This window comes from Gordonia sp. 852002-10350_SCH5691597 (assembly GCF_001665715.1).
Taxonomy (GTDB): domain Bacteria; phylum Actinomycetota; class Actinomycetes; order Mycobacteriales; family Mycobacteriaceae; genus Gordonia; species Gordonia sputi.
The window spans coordinates 17,211-33,210 of record NZ_LZMO01000113.1 but is presented as its reverse complement, the minus strand read 5'-3'; the positions used below and the strand labels follow the sequence as shown (position 1 = coordinate 33,210).

At 65.2% G+C, this 16,000-nt stretch carries 17 protein-coding genes; 2 read left to right on the top strand and 15 right to left on the bottom strand.

Annotation, left to right across the window (positions count from 1 at the left end; all coding sequences use genetic code 11):
- Positions 1 to 39: 39 nt before the first annotated feature.
- The 7 genes from A5777_RS08475 to A5777_RS08445 all read right to left on the bottom strand — a co-directional run bounded on the left by A5777_RS08475 (position 40) and on the right by A5777_RS08445 (position 5,548).
- Positions 40 to 963 (bottom strand): alpha/beta fold hydrolase, encoded by a 924-nt coding sequence (locus A5777_RS08475; RefSeq protein WP_231894992.1) that lies wholly within the window; start codon positions 961 to 963, stop codon positions 40 to 42.
- A gap of 50 nt (positions 964 to 1,013) precedes the next feature.
- Positions 1,014 to 1,826: a hypothetical protein gene (locus A5777_RS08470; protein WP_064862312.1), complete on the bottom strand. Its 813-nt coding sequence runs from the start codon at positions 1,824 to 1,826 to the stop codon at positions 1,014 to 1,016.
- A gap of 52 nt (positions 1,827 to 1,878) precedes the next feature.
- Positions 1,879 to 2,826, bottom strand: coding sequence for a polyphosphate kinase 2 (ppk2, locus tag A5777_RS08465; RefSeq protein WP_064862311.1), 948 nt, complete (start codon positions 2,824 to 2,826; stop codon positions 1,879 to 1,881).
- 171 nt (positions 2,827 to 2,997) lie between these two features.
- Entirely contained in the window at positions 2,998 to 3,516 is a 519-nt protein-coding gene (locus A5777_RS08460) for a DUF6764 family protein (RefSeq protein WP_064862310.1), read from the bottom strand.
- A gap of 185 nt (positions 3,517 to 3,701) precedes the next feature.
- Positions 3,702 to 4,142, bottom strand: a complete 441-nt coding sequence (locus tag A5777_RS08455) for an SRPBCC family protein (protein WP_064862325.1) — start codon at positions 4,140 to 4,142, stop codon at positions 3,702 to 3,704.
- 38 nt (positions 4,143 to 4,180) lie between these two features.
- The gene (locus A5777_RS08450; protein WP_064862309.1) at positions 4,181 to 4,858 is read right to left on the bottom strand and encodes a DUF4166 domain-containing protein; all 678 of its coding nucleotides are present in this window, start codon (positions 4,856 to 4,858) and stop codon (positions 4,181 to 4,183) included.
- 144 nt (positions 4,859 to 5,002) lie between these two features.
- Positions 5,003 to 5,548 carry a TetR/AcrR family transcriptional regulator gene (locus A5777_RS08445; RefSeq protein ID WP_231894994.1) on the bottom strand — a complete coding sequence of 182 codons (546 nt, stop codon included), beginning with the start codon at positions 5,546 to 5,548 and terminating at the stop codon, positions 5,003 to 5,005.
- Between the two features lie 96 nt (positions 5,549 to 5,644).
- On the opposite strand from A5777_RS08445, the gene A5777_RS08440 reads away from it, so the two are divergent.
- On the top strand, positions 5,645 to 6,133 hold the full coding sequence (locus A5777_RS08440) for a PaaI family thioesterase (protein ID WP_039855164.1): 489 nt from the start codon (positions 5,645 to 5,647) through the stop codon (positions 6,131 to 6,133).
- On the opposite strand, the gene A5777_RS08435 is transcribed toward A5777_RS08440, so the two are convergent.
- Complete coding sequence (locus A5777_RS08435; RefSeq protein WP_064862307.1) at positions 6,130 to 6,954, bottom strand: tyrosine-protein phosphatase; 825 nt, start codon at positions 6,952 to 6,954, stop codon at positions 6,130 to 6,132. The two genes, A5777_RS08440 and A5777_RS08435, sit on opposite strands and share 4 nt — an antisense overlap.
- Before the next feature lie 32 nt (positions 6,955 to 6,986).
- Entirely contained in the window at positions 6,987 to 8,117 is a 1,131-nt protein-coding gene (locus A5777_RS08430) for a DUF4331 family protein (RefSeq protein WP_064862306.1), read from the bottom strand.
- A 123-nt stretch (positions 8,118 to 8,240) separates the two neighbouring features.
- Between A5777_RS08430 and A5777_RS08425 the strand changes: the two genes are divergently transcribed.
- The gene (locus A5777_RS08425; RefSeq protein ID WP_064862305.1) at positions 8,241 to 9,002 is read left to right on the top strand and encodes an esterase/lipase family protein; all 762 of its coding nucleotides are present in this window, start codon (positions 8,241 to 8,243) and stop codon (positions 9,000 to 9,002) included.
- Positions 9,003 to 9,072: 70 nt separating this feature from the next.
- Here the strand turns inward: A5777_RS08425 and A5777_RS08420 are convergent, their stop codons facing one another.
- The 6 genes from A5777_RS08420 to A5777_RS08395 form a co-directional block, all read right to left on the bottom strand.
- Positions 9,073 to 9,741 carry a DsbA family oxidoreductase gene (locus tag A5777_RS08420; protein ID WP_156529319.1) on the bottom strand — a complete coding sequence of 223 codons (669 nt, stop codon included), beginning with the start codon at positions 9,739 to 9,741 and terminating at the stop codon, positions 9,073 to 9,075.
- Positions 9,742 to 9,837: 96 nt separating this feature from the next.
- Entirely contained in the window at positions 9,838 to 10,953 is a 1,116-nt protein-coding gene (locus A5777_RS08415) for a linear amide C-N hydrolase (protein WP_082933592.1), read from the bottom strand.
- A 245-nt stretch (positions 10,954 to 11,198) separates the two neighbouring features.
- A complete protein-coding gene (gene groL, locus A5777_RS08410) occupies positions 11,199 to 12,824 on the bottom strand; it encodes a chaperonin GroEL (RefSeq protein WP_007238086.1) in 1,626 nt (541 codons plus the stop codon).
- Positions 12,825 to 12,938: 114 nt separating this feature from the next.
- Positions 12,939 to 14,258 (bottom strand): alkaline phosphatase family protein, encoded by a 1,320-nt coding sequence (locus tag A5777_RS08405; protein WP_064862302.1) that lies wholly within the window; start codon positions 14,256 to 14,258, stop codon positions 12,939 to 12,941.
- Positions 14,255 to 14,911, bottom strand: coding sequence for a GntR family transcriptional regulator (locus tag A5777_RS08400; protein WP_064862301.1), 657 nt, complete (start codon positions 14,909 to 14,911; stop codon positions 14,255 to 14,257). The genes A5777_RS08405 and A5777_RS08400 overlap by 4 nt, the downstream gene beginning before the upstream one ends.
- 13 nt (positions 14,912 to 14,924) lie before the next feature.
- The gene (locus A5777_RS08395) at positions 14,925 to 15,968 is read right to left on the bottom strand and encodes an isopenicillin N synthase family dioxygenase (protein ID WP_064862300.1); all 1,044 of its coding nucleotides are present in this window, start codon (positions 15,966 to 15,968) and stop codon (positions 14,925 to 14,927) included.
- Positions 15,969 to 16,000: the final 32 nt, after the last annotated feature.

Sequence of the window (16,000 nt, the reverse complement as noted above, 5' to 3'; positions counted from 1 at the left end):
GCCCGCGATCGACGCCTGCCGGTCATCCTCCGAGGAGACTCACAGCTCCGACAGCCACTCGACGACCAGGCGAGGTGCGACCGCGTCGCGTGCCCAACGGTTGTGTCCGAGGGGCGCCCCGATATGTCGATGGTCGACGGCGCCACGCGTGAACTTCGCGGTCAACGCGCCCATGACGGGCGGCGGTGCGTCGGAGTCGGCGCCGATCGTCACCGCCAACACCGGGATGTCGATCTCGCCGAAAGCGGCCTCGTAGTCGATGTCGGCACCGCGGGGACTGAATCGGCCATGCCTGTTCAGGTACGTCCAATCGCGGATGAGCACGCGGGACTGCCTGCCGTAGCCCTCGACGACCGTCCCCGGCCAGAAGCCGACGGCGTGCGAGATGCGGTACATCGCCAGCGGCCCCAGTGAGGCCCGCAGACCCGAGCCGCCGCGGTAGAGCTTGTGGAACGGCACACCGGAGGCGATCAGGATGAGTCCACTCAGTCGGTGACTGTCGTCGGTGCCGAGTCGTCGGCCGCCTTCGGCGGCGCGGTGAGCCTGCCGCGCGGCATACAGCGACGTGATGTGCCCGCCCATCGAGTGGCCTGCGAGGTACAGCGGGCCGTCGGGAACGTGTCGTCGGGCAACGGCGATGGCCGACGGCACGTCGTCGACAACCATCTCCTGCTGGCCGAACACGCTGGCGCGTGACGGGCGTGGCCTGCTTGCGCCCTGCCCCCGCAGGTCGGCGCACGCGACCGACACCCCGGCGGCGGAACAGCGGGTGGCGAACAGGTCGAAGTAGCTTGCCGGAGTTCCCAATCCGGGAAACAGGACGACCAGCGGGTTCGGGGCGGCCGAGTCGGCGACAAAGACCCGCAGCGGTGTGCGGGTGCCGTCTGTCAACACGATCTCGTCGACGACGTCGGGGGGCCGCTGCGGGATGGTGAAGTCGGCGCCCTCGGTGCAGAAATTCAACGCGGTCCGCCGGAGGCGAGCATTCAACGCGGTCCGCCGGAGGCGAGCATTCAACGCCTGCCGCCGAAGGCGAGACGCACCACGACGCCGAACACGAGGATGCCCGCGCCCACGAGCATCGAGATCACGCCGGTCCACTGCAACTCGTGCGAGATGGTGTCGATGACGACGTCGGCAACTGGTTTGGCGTTGTTCTCCGACGAAGCGATGTCGTTCTTCAGGTAGGTCCCGTAGAGATTCGCGCCCGCCCAGCACACCACACCCGCGATGACCGTCGCGATGCCCAGCCACGCGATCACGGTCCCGCGTCGCCTCGCCACAAGCAGCGCGATGACCGCAGCGATGATCCCGACGATCACCGACACCTTGGCGATCGTCGTGATCTGCTCCCCGGCTCGGTGATACGCGCCCGCGTGCAGGCCGGTGTCGCCGCTGGACACCGGGATGGTGATCGACGCGGAGACTGTGACACCGACGCGCGCGCTCGCGAGTACGCGGTTGACCATGGCCGTGATGTCGAGTTCCATCGGCGCATTGGGGTCCGACGCCTCGTCGAACAGCCACTGATGTTGCTGCTTGGCGACGTCGGCGAAGTCGGCGGGGAACTGCGAGCTGTTGGTGTAGGCGTTCGCGAGCGGCCGCACAACGGTGTCGGCTCCGGAAATCGACGTGCGCGAAGCGATCTGGTCGGTGATCTCACCCGCGAGATAGTCCTTGACCGCCTGGTCGTGGCCGACCGGCTCGATCAGTGAGCTGAAGCCGGCGTCGTCGACGATTCGTTCGCTGATCCACACAGCGGGTACCGCAAGGATGATGGCCACGACCGCGACGATCGTCGCCAGACCGCTGAGGAAGGTTCGCACGGCTATGACGCTACCGCTCGAAGCTGACCTCTCGATGTGTGTTCCGTGGCCGTCACTCCCCGACCAGATCGCGGGCACGCCCGACGATCAGCGGATCCGGCCGGCCGACGATCTCTTCGTCTTTGCCCTCGTAGTCGAACAGTGACAGCACGTAGCGCATCGCATTGATGCGGGCACGCTTCTTGTCGTTGCTCTTCACGACAACCCACGGCGCATGGTCGGTGTCGGTGCGCTCGAACATGTTCTCCTTGGCCGCGGTGTACGCGTCCCACTTGTCCAGGGAGGCGAGATCCATCGGCGAGAGCTTCCACTGCCGCACGGGGTCGATCTGCCGGATCGCGAACCGGGTGCGCTGCTCGAGCGGCGTGACGGAGAACCAGAACTTCACCAGGCTGATGCCGTCGTCGACGAGCATCTTCTCGAACCCGGGGGCCTGTCGCATGAACTCGTCGTACTGCTCGTCGGTGCAGAATCCCATGACACGCTCGACGCCGGCCCTGTTGTACCAGGACCGGTCGAAGAAGATGATCTCGCCGCCCGCGGGCAGGTGCTGCACGTACCGCTGGAAGTACCACTGCGTCGACTCGCGCTCGCTGGGCTTCTCCAGTGCGACGGTGTGCGCGCCACGCGGGTTGAGGTGCTCGTTGAATCGTTTGATGGTGCCGCCCTTGCCCGCAGCGTCGCGGCCCTCGAAAAGCCACAGGTGACGCTGGCCGGTCTGCTTGGACCACTTCTGCATCTTCAACAGTTCGATCTGCAGGCGACGCTTCGTGATCTCGTACTCACGACGGCTCATGCGTTCGTCGTACGGATAGTCCTCGCGCCAGGTGTCGACGACGTTGCGCTCGGGAAGCGTGAGGAGGATCGGGTCGTCGTCATCATCGTCGTTCACCGTGAACTGCGTGGTGTCCTTGAGATCGACAAGCTGTTGAAGGGCTTCACGTCCGTTCAACTTGCTGAAATCGGGGCCGACGGCTTCGAGATCGTGTAACTCGGTCACTACCCAACGATATGCGTATCCGGCAAACGCTGCGTGGCAATGAGGTGAACTCGGCGTCGGCCAGAACGTGGGGTGGCTCCCAAAAAGCCGACTGCCGACGCTCCCTCGGGACGTCGGCAGTCGGCCGTGTGCGTGAAGTTCAGTAACGCGTGTTCAGTCGAGGCACACGCTTCAGTTGCGCAGGCTGATCGATCCCGAACGCAGGCATGCCTTGCCGCTGCCCGAATCAGCTGCCGCCGCGAACCCACCGGTGCACGAGACACCCTGCTGCGTCGCGACCGCCTGGCCACCCCATCCACCGACGGCGACCGAGTTGCTCCCGCGACGCGCCTGCGCGATCGCCATCGAGCCGGGGCCGGTGGTCACCGAGTAGGCGTTGCCGCCGGAGTTGGCTCCGGCCAGCGCCGTCGACCCCGGCTGCAGATTGTGTGCGCGGGCGTGCCCTCCGCCGTCTGCGACTGCCACTGCGGTGCCGCTCGACGAGGCATCACTCGCACTGGCCGTGCTACCTGCGCCCGCGCGTGCACCGCAACCGCTGGTGCCCGAAATGTGCTGCACCGAAGTGCCGTTGGCGGCACTACATTCTGTGGCCGCGTGCGCATCACCGCCGCCGAGCGTGAACCCGGCAACTAATCCCGCACCTCCGCAGACGACGGCGAAGACACGGACGGCAAAAGTGTTGATACGCAATTTGTTTGGCCTCCAGAAGACGATCGGGCGTCGCGCAGACGCGGACAGCCCCGTCAGCGTACCCCGCCACAGTCCTCACGAATACCGCGGAACCCACGTTCTCAGGTAACGGATAGGAAACGACGCCGGAACCCCCGAACGGGAGCTCCGGCGTCGTTGTCAGGAAGGACGAAAAGCTATGTGGCTCAGACCTTTGCGCGACGCTCAGCCTCGGCGGTCAAGCCTTTGCGCGCGGTGTCGACGGCGACCTTCTGTCCCCTCTTCACGATGAGTCCGGGCAGTTTGATCTTGAGGTCGACGAGCAACTCGAATTCGACGTGCGTGCTATCACCGTTCTCGGTCAACGTGTACTTGCCCTGCTGCTCCGAGAGCGTCGTCGACTTGATCAGCGTCCACTCGCAGGTGGTGTCGGTCCACGCGTAATTCACGGACTGGTCGTCGTTGATGCCTGCCGCGTTGACGGTCATCGAGACCTCGTCGGGCGTGCCGTCATCGTGGGTGCTGACGATTTGCGCTGCCTTGTGGGGGCCGGACCATTCCGGGAGTGACTCGATGTCCATCAGGACTTCCATCACCACCGATAACGGTGCGGCGATATCGAATTCGGTCTTTGCTGAGACGGCCATGATGAGCAACCTACCCTGTGCGTGTGATCGGGATGACGTCAATCCTCGCGGTCGACGAGATGGAGCGGCCATGCCTCGTCGGGGATGTCGCGCAGACCGCACGCGACGTCGACAGCGGTGAACCAACCGCGGAAGTGGATGACCTCACCGATGACGGGGTTGCGCACGGTGGCGTCGCAGCGAAAACGCTCGTGCTCGTCGTCCCACCCCTCGATGTACTTCATCTGCGTCGCGAACATGCCCTTCATTCCGACCTTGGGTCCGCGACCGAGCCAGCGCATCGGCCCGCTCTCGAGCAGCAGTTCGCCTGCCCGCGTCACCGACGGCTCGATGGGCCACAGCAGATCGGGGCCGTCGCCGAAGTAGTCGACGAGTCCCGACCTGCCGTCGACCAGAAGTGAGTTGAGCGCGCGGTCGCCGTTGCCGTACGAGAAGGTGCGCAGCACGGCCAGCGATTCCCGGCCGAGCTCGTCGACGTAGCAGTACTGATTCTGGGTGAACGGCACCATTCGACTCGACCGTGCCGGAAAAGCGTTGCGCTTGGCGTAGAACCAGACGAGCGGGGGCGGCAGCGCCGACGATACGTAGACCGACTCGTAGATTCCGCTGCCGAGTTGGGCGATACCCGACGTCGAGTCGATCGAGTACCGCCACGCGACATTGGGGTGCAGTTTGTCGAAGTCGGAACCCAGCGCCTCCCGATACACCGGCGTCACGATTCCACCTCCCCTGGCCGTACCGACGGCAACCCCTGCCCCGGACCTGTGGGAGAACCTACTATGTGGCGCACGACACCGTGTAGAGACCTCCGGCCCGAGTTCGGCGAGTGATGCCCGTGGCGCTCGAGAGAGCCGGTGGTTTCAGGCCACGACCACCGCGGATTCGCATAACCGCGAGAGCTCACCGATCACCAGATCAAGAGGTTCGACGCTGCGCTGGGTCATCGACAGCCCGACAGCCCCCTCGATACCCGCGATGATCAGATTGGCCAGCGAGCCGGCGCGCGCGTCGTCGACTCCCTCGTAGACGAGGCGCGCCGCGATCTGGTGGCTCCAGCGTCGAAAGATCTCGTCGGCCTCGTCGGCGGTCGCCGGCTCGGCCCGCCGCGCGAGTCCGCCCGCGAGCACCGGGCAGCCGCGCTGGAAATCGGTGCTGACCAGCATCTTGCGCCAGACGTCGCCGATTGAGACCACGGCATCGGCGGCAGAACCGGCGTGGGTGTCAGCGATTCGCGACGAGATGAACTCGCCCGCATACCGCACGGCCTCGGTCATCAACTCCGACTTCCCGCCCGGGAAGTGGTGATAGATCGAACCGCGTGGCGCCTTGCTGGCCGCGAGAACGTCGCCGATGGACGTTCCCGGCACGCCGTCTCGACCGATCAGGTCTGCCGCGTACACGATCATCCGGTCCCGGGGGCCGAGTTCGCCGTCATCGTGAGCCACCGTCACCCCGCCTTTCCCAGAACTCGACTATGTAGGCCTTCATAGTTGATCGCTTCTATGCAAGGATACATAGTCATGAAGCAATCCACTTCAGATACGGCAGCGCCGAGCGATCCGACAGCCATGTCAGGACTGCAGCTGCTCCGCGCCTGGGCCGACAATCCCGACGACGGACGCCCCAGCATCGGCCGACTACTCGGCATGCGCCCGGTCCGCGTAGACGAGGGTTCGGTCAGTTTTGCGGTCACCCCGCAACCCGACTTCGCCAATCCGCTCGGCACCGTCCACGGCGGTATCTGTGCGACGCTCCTCGACTCCGTGATGGGCTGCGCCATCCACACAACCCTTCCCGCGGGCGCCGGCTACACGACGCTGGAACTGAAGGTCAACTACATTCGCGCCGTGCAGACCGACGACGGCGAACTCACCGGCGTCGGCGAGATCATCCACGTCGGCGGGCGTACCGCCACCGCAGAGGGCAAGGTGTTCTCGTCCGACGGCAAGCTCGTCGCGCACGGCAGCACCACGTGCATCGTGTTCCGCTAGGTCCTGACGAGGTAGGTGTCGCGCAGCGTGGCGAGCGCGGCGTCGTCGAATCCGAGTCCGGTGAGGAAGTAACCCTCGATGTCGGAGAACTTCTGCCGTACCTCGTCGAACGCGCCGTCGAGGTAGGCGGGGTCGACGCCGAGGACCGGAAGTAGCACGTCCGGGTCGCCGCCCGCTGCCGCGAAGTCGTCGAAGATCGGCTTCAACGAGGGGATCAGGCGCTCGTTGGTGAGCAGATAGTCGTGATAGATGTCGTCTTTGTCGACGCCGAGCAGCGCCAGCAGCGACGCTGCCGCCCAGCCGGTGCGGTCTTTGCCTGTCGTGCAGTGGAACAGCGACGGACCGTCGTATTCGCCGAGGAGCCCCTGGAAGTAGCCGCGGTAGGAGCGCACAGCGCTCGGTAGCGAGACCATTCCGCGGTAGGTGGCCGCGATGGCTTCGGCGGCCTTACCGCCCGCGAGTTCACGTGAGGCCATCTTCACGGTCTCCGGGTCGGAGAAGAACCGCTGCAGATTTGCCGGTACCGCGGTCTCCGAATCGGCAAGGACGTCGAGGTGGATGTCTGCGACGTCGGGAAGCGCGGGATCGGGAAGTGCGGTCCGCTCAGCCGTCGACCGCAGGTCGTAGATCGTGCGGACACCGAGCTTCTCGAAGGACGGGAGATCGGCGGTGGCCATGGACCGGAAATCCGTCGAACGGTACAACCGATCGGATACGACGACCCTGCCATCGTGTCCTCGGTACCCACCGAGGTCGCGCAGGTTGGGCAGACTGGAGACGGGGCTCGGCGCACCGGGTCCAGAAGACGGCTCAGAGGACATGGCACCGAGTCTTCCAGATGAATGGTCGCACTTCAGTGAGGGCCGGGCCCCGCGGGCGGATTCGGATTGGCGGGCACGAGATACGGGAATGTGTCGCTCGCGCGGCGCGACGGCGAGTCGACGTGGTCGCTGATGCGCGGACCCTTCGCCGCGTTGACGAGATACGTGTACAGGGTGTCCATGCAGTCGTCGTTGAGTGAGCGCCCGCCCATCGTCTCGTGCGGACGCCCATCGCGGACAGCGCGCTCGATCTCGAGAAAAGTGTTGTCGCCAAACGGCTTCCACGCGTCGACGATCATGAAGTCGGCAAGAAGCATCTCGGCGAGCGGGTGGTTGCCGTCGGCGTCGACAGGCCAGTCGACGTTGCCGTCGAGACCATCCCAATAGGAGAGGTTTGCATTCAGTCGCGCGCGGTAGGCGCCGAGATAGTCGGGGCCGAGTGCAAACGCGTCCTCGGCGTTGAACAGGTCGCGGATCTCCAGATCGCGATTGACGGTGTCGTAGTTCTTCATCCCGAGAATCGCGTTCTCGAACTCGGGCCGACCGAACCGCTCCCACCGGACCGGGATCTTGCCGCCGATGACGCTCTCCCCGACGACCGCGACCGGTGTGCCTGCGCCGACGAGTGGCTCGAGGTCGATTTCGACGACGATGCTCATCACGTTCTTGCCGTCACCGAGGATGCTGCCGTGATCGGTGAACGACAGCTTTCCCGTCGAAATCGTGTTGACCAGCGCGGTTGCGTCGCTGAAGAACGGGTCCCACCGCGGACCTCCGAAGGCGCGTAGCCCGTCGGTCGCACCGCCGGCCTCGTCGTCGACCGCGAACGTGACCGACGTGCCCGTCTCGTTTCCTCCGACGGACACCGTGCAGGTGCCGGTCTGGGCGTCGTCCGGGTTGGTGAAGGTGCAGTCGATCGTGATCTCAGAGGCCGAATCGGCCGGCGAGAACAGAGCGGGTTCGGATGTGTCGACGGTGATCGGACGGATGCGGAACCGGTAGATCAGTGCATCAGAGAAGCGTCCATCCGGGGGCGTCCACGGTACGAGATTGAGGACGAGACCCAGTCGTCCCTCCGCCCCGGGGACCGTGAACGCATACATGTCGGTGATGTCGGCTTCGGGAAGTTGATGGGCCCGCGGCCCAGAATTGTGGTGCGACATGGGAATTCCCCTCGCTGGCTCCGCTGGCGGTTTCAGAGACCAACGCTACCGAGGAATATCGACGACGGCCCTGTGAGCAGCTCACCACACACAGGTTAGTAAGGCAAGGCTAAGCATGATTAGATGGCGCGCATGAGAATTCTGCGCCGCCTTACTGCGATCGTCGCCTTCACCGCTGCCGCCGCCGGCGTTGCAGCGGCAGCGCCGACGACCACCGCACATGCAGCAGCGCCCCGCGGGACGCTGCTCATCGTCCCCGGCCAGTCGTTCGGAGCCACTCCGTACACGCTGATGGCCGACGCGCTGCGCCGTGATGGCTACCGGGTGCGCGTCCTCGACCTCATGGGAACGCAACTCTTCTCCGACGCTCACGCCATCGGCAGGGCCGTCGATGCGGAGAAAGCGGCCAGGCCGTCGACGCCGGTGTCGCTCGTCGGACACAGCGTCGGTGGCGTGACGACGCGCTACTACGTGAAGAACCTCGGCGGCGCGTCGAAGGTGGCGAACGTAATCGCCGTCGGCACACCGGAATACGGCTCGCCGGGCGGATGCAACCAACCCGGCACAGACGGACAGTTGTGCCCGGGCAGTGCGTTCCTGCGCGATCTCAATGCAGGAGACGACACGCCAGGGCCCACCAAGTACTACCGCATCCGCAGTGCATACGAATGGGTGACCGGCGACCTCGACGGCGGTCAGTGCCGTGTCACGCCGTTGCCCGCATTCGTCGCGCCGACCGGCTACACCGAACACACCGCCGAGGCCGTCAATCCCACAGTCTTCCAAGCTGTTTCGCGTGCAGTGGCCGGACACTGCGACGGACAGTTCGTCGATCAACCCGACGGCCAGTTGACCGCCAAGAACTCACTTCGACCACAGCGCTGATTTGATTCAGCGCGGGCAATGACCGTGTAATCCCAGGCAGTCCCGCTCTGGGCCTCTCGGTCGGATTACATCAGGTTTCAGCGCGCTCGGAGAGAACCTGACCGATGGCTTGGGCAAGCACCTCCGGCGGTTGCGCTCCCGAGATCCCGTAGCGACCATCGATCACAAAGAACGGCACACCGCTGATCCCGTAGGCGCTAGCCTGGTCGAGATCGGCGTCGACCGCGTTCGCGTACGTCCCTGTGCGCAAGGCATTTTCGACGTCATCCCGGTCCAGGCCGATCTCGGCTGCGAGGTCGGTGAGTTCATTGACGTCGCCGAGGCGCTTGCCCTCGGTGAAGTGTGCGGCAAACAAACGCTCGGCCATATCAGCCTGCTGCCCAACGCTTTTAGCGTAATGCAGCAGCTCGTGAGCCTTGCGGGTGTTGGCGTGTCGGGCGATGTCGAAGTCGTAGTGCAGACCGGCATCGGCGGCGACCTGGGTGACGTGGGCAAACATCTGCCTGACCTGATCGGCAGGCATCCCCTTGCTCTGCACCAAGAAATCGATCTCGGGAGCGTCCGTCTCCGGCGGCGTGTCGGGCGCGAGTAGGTAGCTGTGGAAGTCCACGGAGACAGCGCTGGAGTCGACAGCGTCGGAGTCTTGGAGGAGCGCGAGCGCGGCGTCAAGGTTCCGCTTGCCGATATAGCACCACGGGCAAGCAATGTCCGACCACACGTCGATAGATAAAGTACTCATGCTCTGTGCAACGCCGGGTCGGCGGTGCCACATTCCGCTACGCAATGCGTACCGCCGAATGTGTAGGCAACGTGTGACCCTTCAGGCCACACCGACTCACGTCGCGTCGACGAATTCGTCGAGCGTTGCGTCCACCTTTTCCTGGACCGCCTTGATGCGTTCCTCGATAGGCTTCGCCGAATCCAAGCCTTCTTTTGCGTTGGCGGCTACTTCGCCGATCAGTTTCGCCTGCTCGACCGAAACTATATGGAACTTATGCTTCTCGAACTTGTGGGCCACATTGCCCGAAAGCCCATTCTCGACCGCGAGACCTTTGACCAGATCCAACTTGGCGTCGCCGGAACCCTCGGTGAAGTCGAGGTCTTTCAAATCCACCCACACGACGTTCGGGCACGTGACGGACTCAAAGATGTAGCGGGGGTTGGTCAGGTCGATGACGACCTGCCACAGCGTCGTCGAGGCATCCGGCTTGCCGGGTTCGGGAATCCGGTACGGCTGGGCAGCATTTCGGATAATGCTCGCCATGGCGGCCGTGGCCTGCACGCGTGACTTCGGCTCTGGTTGGTTGTGCACGTAGAAGGTGGCGCGAGCGAAACGGTCGGGAGCTGCGCATGTACCCGGAAGTGGTTGGTCGCCGCCGAGACCCTCATACTTCTTCACGAGTTCGAGTTGTTGGTCGTAGCTGGGCGAATTCGTCATCACCCAGTAGTCCTCGCTGTGATAGATGTCCAGCTTGCCGTCGATGTACTCGAAGATCGCCGAATCGCCCGACGCGTCATCGATCGCGAGGTGGATCGCGGGTTTGCTGCCACCGGTCGGATCCGTCATGGGGATCACCTGCGGGTTGTTTTCCTCTGCCCACCGGACGGCTTCTGCCACCGACGCGAAATTGTCGAGGAAGAACTGCAGCCAGATCGACATCGCGAGCTGAGGGCGGTCAGGGTCGGGGTCACCGTACTCGGATTCGGCAAGCCACAGAATGTGGCCCGCCAACCCTTTCTCGTTGACTCCGTCGGTCGAGAGGATGTCATAGACGCCTGCGATCACACTGCCGTACTTCGACGTCCACTTCAGCTTTCCCTCGACGCGATCATTGCGCTCGACGCCCCGTGGGAGCTTCCAGAGATTGGTGTGGAGATCCTGATGGAAATCCATGTTGCGGCCGACGATCACAGAACCGTTGGCCTCTGGCCACATCACCCGTGTGCACACGTCGAATCCACTTCCGTTCGTTGTTGACAACACCGACAAGGCTTCTCCGCGACTCACGAAATATCGCTTCGAGCATCCCACGGATCACCATAGGTAGCTTTCTTCACGGTAGCGGCGTCAACCAGCCGGGCGCGCGAGAAGTCTCAGAATCATTCCGCGGCGTCTCGAATTCAGTCATACGCCGAAGGCCGGCCACCCTCTTGGGTGACCGGCCTTCGGTTGTGTTCGCTATGCAGCGGGTGGGATCAGAATCCCATTCCACCCATCTCGTCGGCGCCGGGCATGGCCGGGGCCGGGTTCTTCTCGGGCTTGTCGGCGACGACGGCCTCGGTGGTGAGGAACAGAGCCGCGATCGACGCTGCGTTCTGCAGGGCCGAGCGGGTGACCTTCACCGGGTCGTTGATGCCTGCGGCGAGCAGGTCCTCGTAGGTGCCGGTGGCGGCGTTGAGGCCGGTGCCCAGCGGCGAGTTGAGGATCTTGTCGGCGACAACGCCGGGCTCGAGCCCTGCGTTGACGGCGATCTGCTTGGCCGGAGCCGACAGCGCGACGCGCACGATGTTGGTACCGGTCGCCTCGTCGCCCTCGAGGGTCAGCGAGTCGATGGCAGGCTCGGACTGCAGCAGAGCCACGCCACCACCGGCGACGATGCCCTCTTCGACGGCAGCCTTCGCATTGCGGACGGCGTCCTCGATGCGGTGCTTGCGCTCCTTGAGCTCGACCTCGGTGGCCGCGCCCGCCTTGATGACTGCAACGCCGCCGGCCAGCTTGGCCAGGCGCTCCTGCAGCTTCTCACGGTCGTAGTCGGAGTCGCTGTTCTCGATCTCGGTGCGGATCTGCGACACGCGTCCGGCGATGGCGTCTGCGTCGCCCGCACCGTCGACGATGGTGGTCTCGTCCTTGGTGACGACGACCTTGCGCGCCTGGCCGAGCTGCTCGAGTCCGGCGCCCTCCAGCGAGAGGCCGACCTCTTCGCTGATGACCTCGCCACCGGTGAGGATGGCGATGTCGGCGAGCATGGCCTTGCGGCGGTCACCGAAGCCGGGAGCCTTGACGGCAACCGACTTGAAGGTGCCACGGATCTTGTTGACCACCAGGGTCGAGAGGGCTTCGCCCTCGACGTCCTCGGCGATGATCAGCAGCGGCTTGCCCGACTGGATGACCTTCTCCAGCAGCGGCAGCAGGTCCTTGACGGTCGAGACCTTGCCCGAGACGAGCAGGATGTACGGGTCGTCGAGGACGGCTTCCTGGCGCTCCGGGTCGGTCACGAAGTAACCCGAGATGTAGCCCTTGTCGAAGCGCATACCCTCGGTGAGCTCGAGCTGGAGTCCGAAGGTGTTGGACTCCTCGACGGTGATGACGCCTTCCTTGCCGACCTTGTCCATCGCCTCGGCGATGAGCTCGCCGATCGAGGGGTCGCCAGCCGAGATACCAGCGGTGGCAGCGATCTGCTCCTTGGTCTCGACCTCCTTGGCGCTCTTCAGCAGCGACTCGGTGACTGCGTCGACAGCCTGCTCGATGCCGCGCTTGAGGCCCATCGGGTTGGCGCCTGCGGCCACGTTGCGCAGACCTTCGCGCACGAGTGCCTGAGCCAGAACGGTTGCGGTGGTGGTGCCGTCGCCAGCGACGTCGTCAGTCTTCTTGGCGACCTCCTTGACGAGCTCGGCACCGATCTTCTCGTAGGGGTCCTCGAGCTCGATCTCCTTGGCGATGGACACACCATCGTTGGTGATCGTGGGGGCGCCCCACTTCTTCTCCAGAACGACGTTGCGACCCTTGGGTCCCAACGTCACCTTGACTGCGTCGGCGAGGGTGTTGAGACCCCGCTCGAGGCCGCGACGGGCCTCTTCATCGAACGCGATTTGCTTGGCCATGGGTAAGTGATCCTCCGATAGGGGGTGACACTAGGTTTGTATGGCCGGACTCGGTGCCCGCGACGGACGACCGGTGTGTCATTCGGTACCGATCTCACCGTCCCGACCTAGCACTCACGATCCGTGAGTGCCAACGTCCGTTTTAGCACTCGACCCCGGTGAGTGCAAGGTCGACGGTGAGCCAGCGCTCGAGGAGTGGTTCGCGGGATCGTTGCCGATCAGCAGCGGCACGAGCAGTTCGTCGGCAGTCCAGCCCCCATGGTGTCCGAGCATGCGCGACTCCCCCTGCTCGGCGGCCGGTCGGGTGAGCACCGTGCGGTCTTTCGCCACGACGACGAGGTCGCCGATGCGCGCAGCGGTGTGATCGGTGGCGCGGGGTCCGTACCAGTGTTCGGCGAGAACCTGTTCGCGTGACGCGATGTGCACGTCGTCGCCAAGAAGATCGCGCCAGGTATCCGCGACGTCGTCGACCGCTCCGTCGATCGCGTAGACCTGCCGCACCCGCGCCTCGCCCGCTACGCGCGCGACGCCCGACGACAACGCGGGCTCGGCGTCGAGGTCGATTGTCTTTCCCGCGCGCAGCATCCCGTGATCGCCGGTCACGACGAGCCTGGCGTCGGACGGAAGGTCGGCGAGGATGTCGACGACGAGGGAGTCGACGGTCTGCAGTGCGTCGCACCACTGGTCGGAGCCCGGACCGTGAATGTGACCGGCGGTGTCGAGGTCGGCGAGATAGGCGTAGACCATTCGCGGCCGGTGTGAGCGGGGCAGCGTCCGGGTCAGCGCGGTGGTGATGCCCGCGCGAATCTCGGCCGGGGCTTTGGCGGGCAGGTGCCTGCCTGCGGTACCGGAGGCGACGGTGGTGAAGCCCGTGTCCTTGAACTCGCCGGGCATCACCTGGAATACGCGAACCCCCGACCGCTCGAGCGCCCCGATGACGCCCTCACCCGAACACAGCGTGGTGGGTGGATAGACGTCGTAGGCCGACGGTCCGGCGGCGCTGTCGAGTGTCCAGCGCAGCATGTTCAGCGTGCGGGCCGGACCGTGACTGCGCGCCGCGTCGTCCGGCACGAAGCTGTAGCCGATGATCCCGTGCCCGCTTGCTGGTTCGCCGCGCATCAGGCTGGTGATCGACGTCGCCGTTGTCGACGGGAAGCCCGCGCGCAGCACGCTGCCACGCAGCCCGGTGAGTGTCGGTGCGAGGTGCGCATGGGCGGCGAGCTGTCGTTCACCGAGGCCGTCGACGAGCAGGAGCACCACCGACGCCGCGTCGAGTTCGGGAAGGCGGGTGCGCCCGCTCGCTCCCGGCTCATCACCGCTGACAGGGTCGACGCCGAGGCACCGCCCGATCCACGGCATGACGTCGGCGAGCGTGTAGGGGTACGCGCTCCACCGGCTTGGCGGAAGTTCGGTGAGCTCGCTTGTCCCCGTCACGATCTGAGCAACCGCACCAAGACCCCGGCGGCGTGGGCTTGCGCCGCGGTCTGTGCTCCCGCGGCATCGCCCGCTTCCAGCGCGCTGACGATTCGATGGTGCTCGGCCACCGCGAGACGTCGGTTCACGTCGTGCTGCCACATGTCGGAGCGGTAGAGGTGCGACTGCGTGTCGAGTTTGAACAACGCGTCGCACAGCGGTTTGTTGCCCGACAAAGACCGCACCGCGGTGTGGAAGTCGAGGTCGAGCTGGGAGTCGCGGTGGTGATCTGCTGCTTCGGCGAGCAGGGACTCCTGGGTCCGCACCTGCTCCCACAGGTCGTCGATCTCGGCGTAGGTGACCCGTTCGACGGCCTGCCGAGCGGCCAGACCGTCGAGCACCTCGCGGACCTCGAAGACGTGGCGCAGACTCGTCTCGTCGAGCGCGGCCACCTTGGCGCCGACCCGCGGGGTGTATTCGGCAAGACCTTCGACGACGAGCTGTTGCACCGCCTCGCGGACCGGGCTGCGTGACACCTCCAGACGCGCGGCGAGGCCCGGCACGCTCAGTGGGGTGCCCGGGGCCATCTGACCGGCGAAGATCTCGTCGCGCAGTCGGCGCACCACCGACTGCGTCAGCAATGCGCCCTCACCGCCTCCAACCGTCACGGTCATCGAGCGTAACGCCCTACCGCGCCGCGCGCGCCGACGTCAGACGCTGCGCCTCCCGGTCGACGGCCTTCGGCGCCACCCCCTGCTTCATTCCGGCCAGTTTGGCGTTGATGTTGTCGGCGACGGTGATCGGCGGGTATCCGGGCTGGTCTGTGCGCGAGCAGCCGGGCAGTGTTTCGATGACGGCGTCGAAGTTGCCGTCGAAGAAGAAGGCCGCGGAACGTCGTCGGATGATCCGCCCGTCGACGACGGGCGGATCGACCCGATGGATGGTCGACATCCAGCGGTCGTTGGTCCAGCGGGCCATCGCGTCGCCGAGGTTCACGATGAGCGCGCCGGGCTCGGGTTGGACGTCGTGCCAGGTGCCGTCCCGATCGAGCACCTGCAATCCCGGCACACGGTCGGCCCACAACACGGTGAGGATGCCGAAGTCGGTGTGGGCGCCCATCCCCGTCAACTCGCCCGCGAGTTCGATCTCGCCTTCCGGCAGCGTGTAGTTGTTCATCTTCAACGCGTCGATCGAGTGATCGGTGAGCGCGTCGAAGTAGCCGTCCGGAAGTCCGAGTGCGTCGGTGAAGGCACGCAACAGGATTCGCGAGACATCTCGCGCCTGTGCGAACCATTCCTCGACGGCGGGCCGGAAGCCCGCCACCGCGTCGTCGGGCCAGGTGTTCTCGGGATAGCTGGACTCGGGAAGATCTGTTGCGGCATACCAGGATTGCTCAGACCCGACCGTGAACGCCTCGTAGAAGTCGTTCATCTGGTTCGCGGCCGCAACACCGAGACTCATGCTCAGCGACTCACTCTTGGGCGGACTGTAGCCACGGTTGGCACCCGGCCGCGTGTAGTTCTTCTTCACGTCGAGCGGGAGTGCATAGAACGCATCGAGGGCTTCGGTGAGACCGTCGACGACGCTCTGGGAGATCCCGTGTCCGACGACTTGCATGAATCCGACTGTGGCAGAGGCTTCGTCGAGTTGACGCGCAACCTGTGCCCGTTGCTCGGGGGTGCTCTGCAGGTCGGCGTAGGGCGAGATGTCGATGATGGGGACGGTGAACATGCCTGAATTTCCTTCTTCGGGTGGCGGTTAGC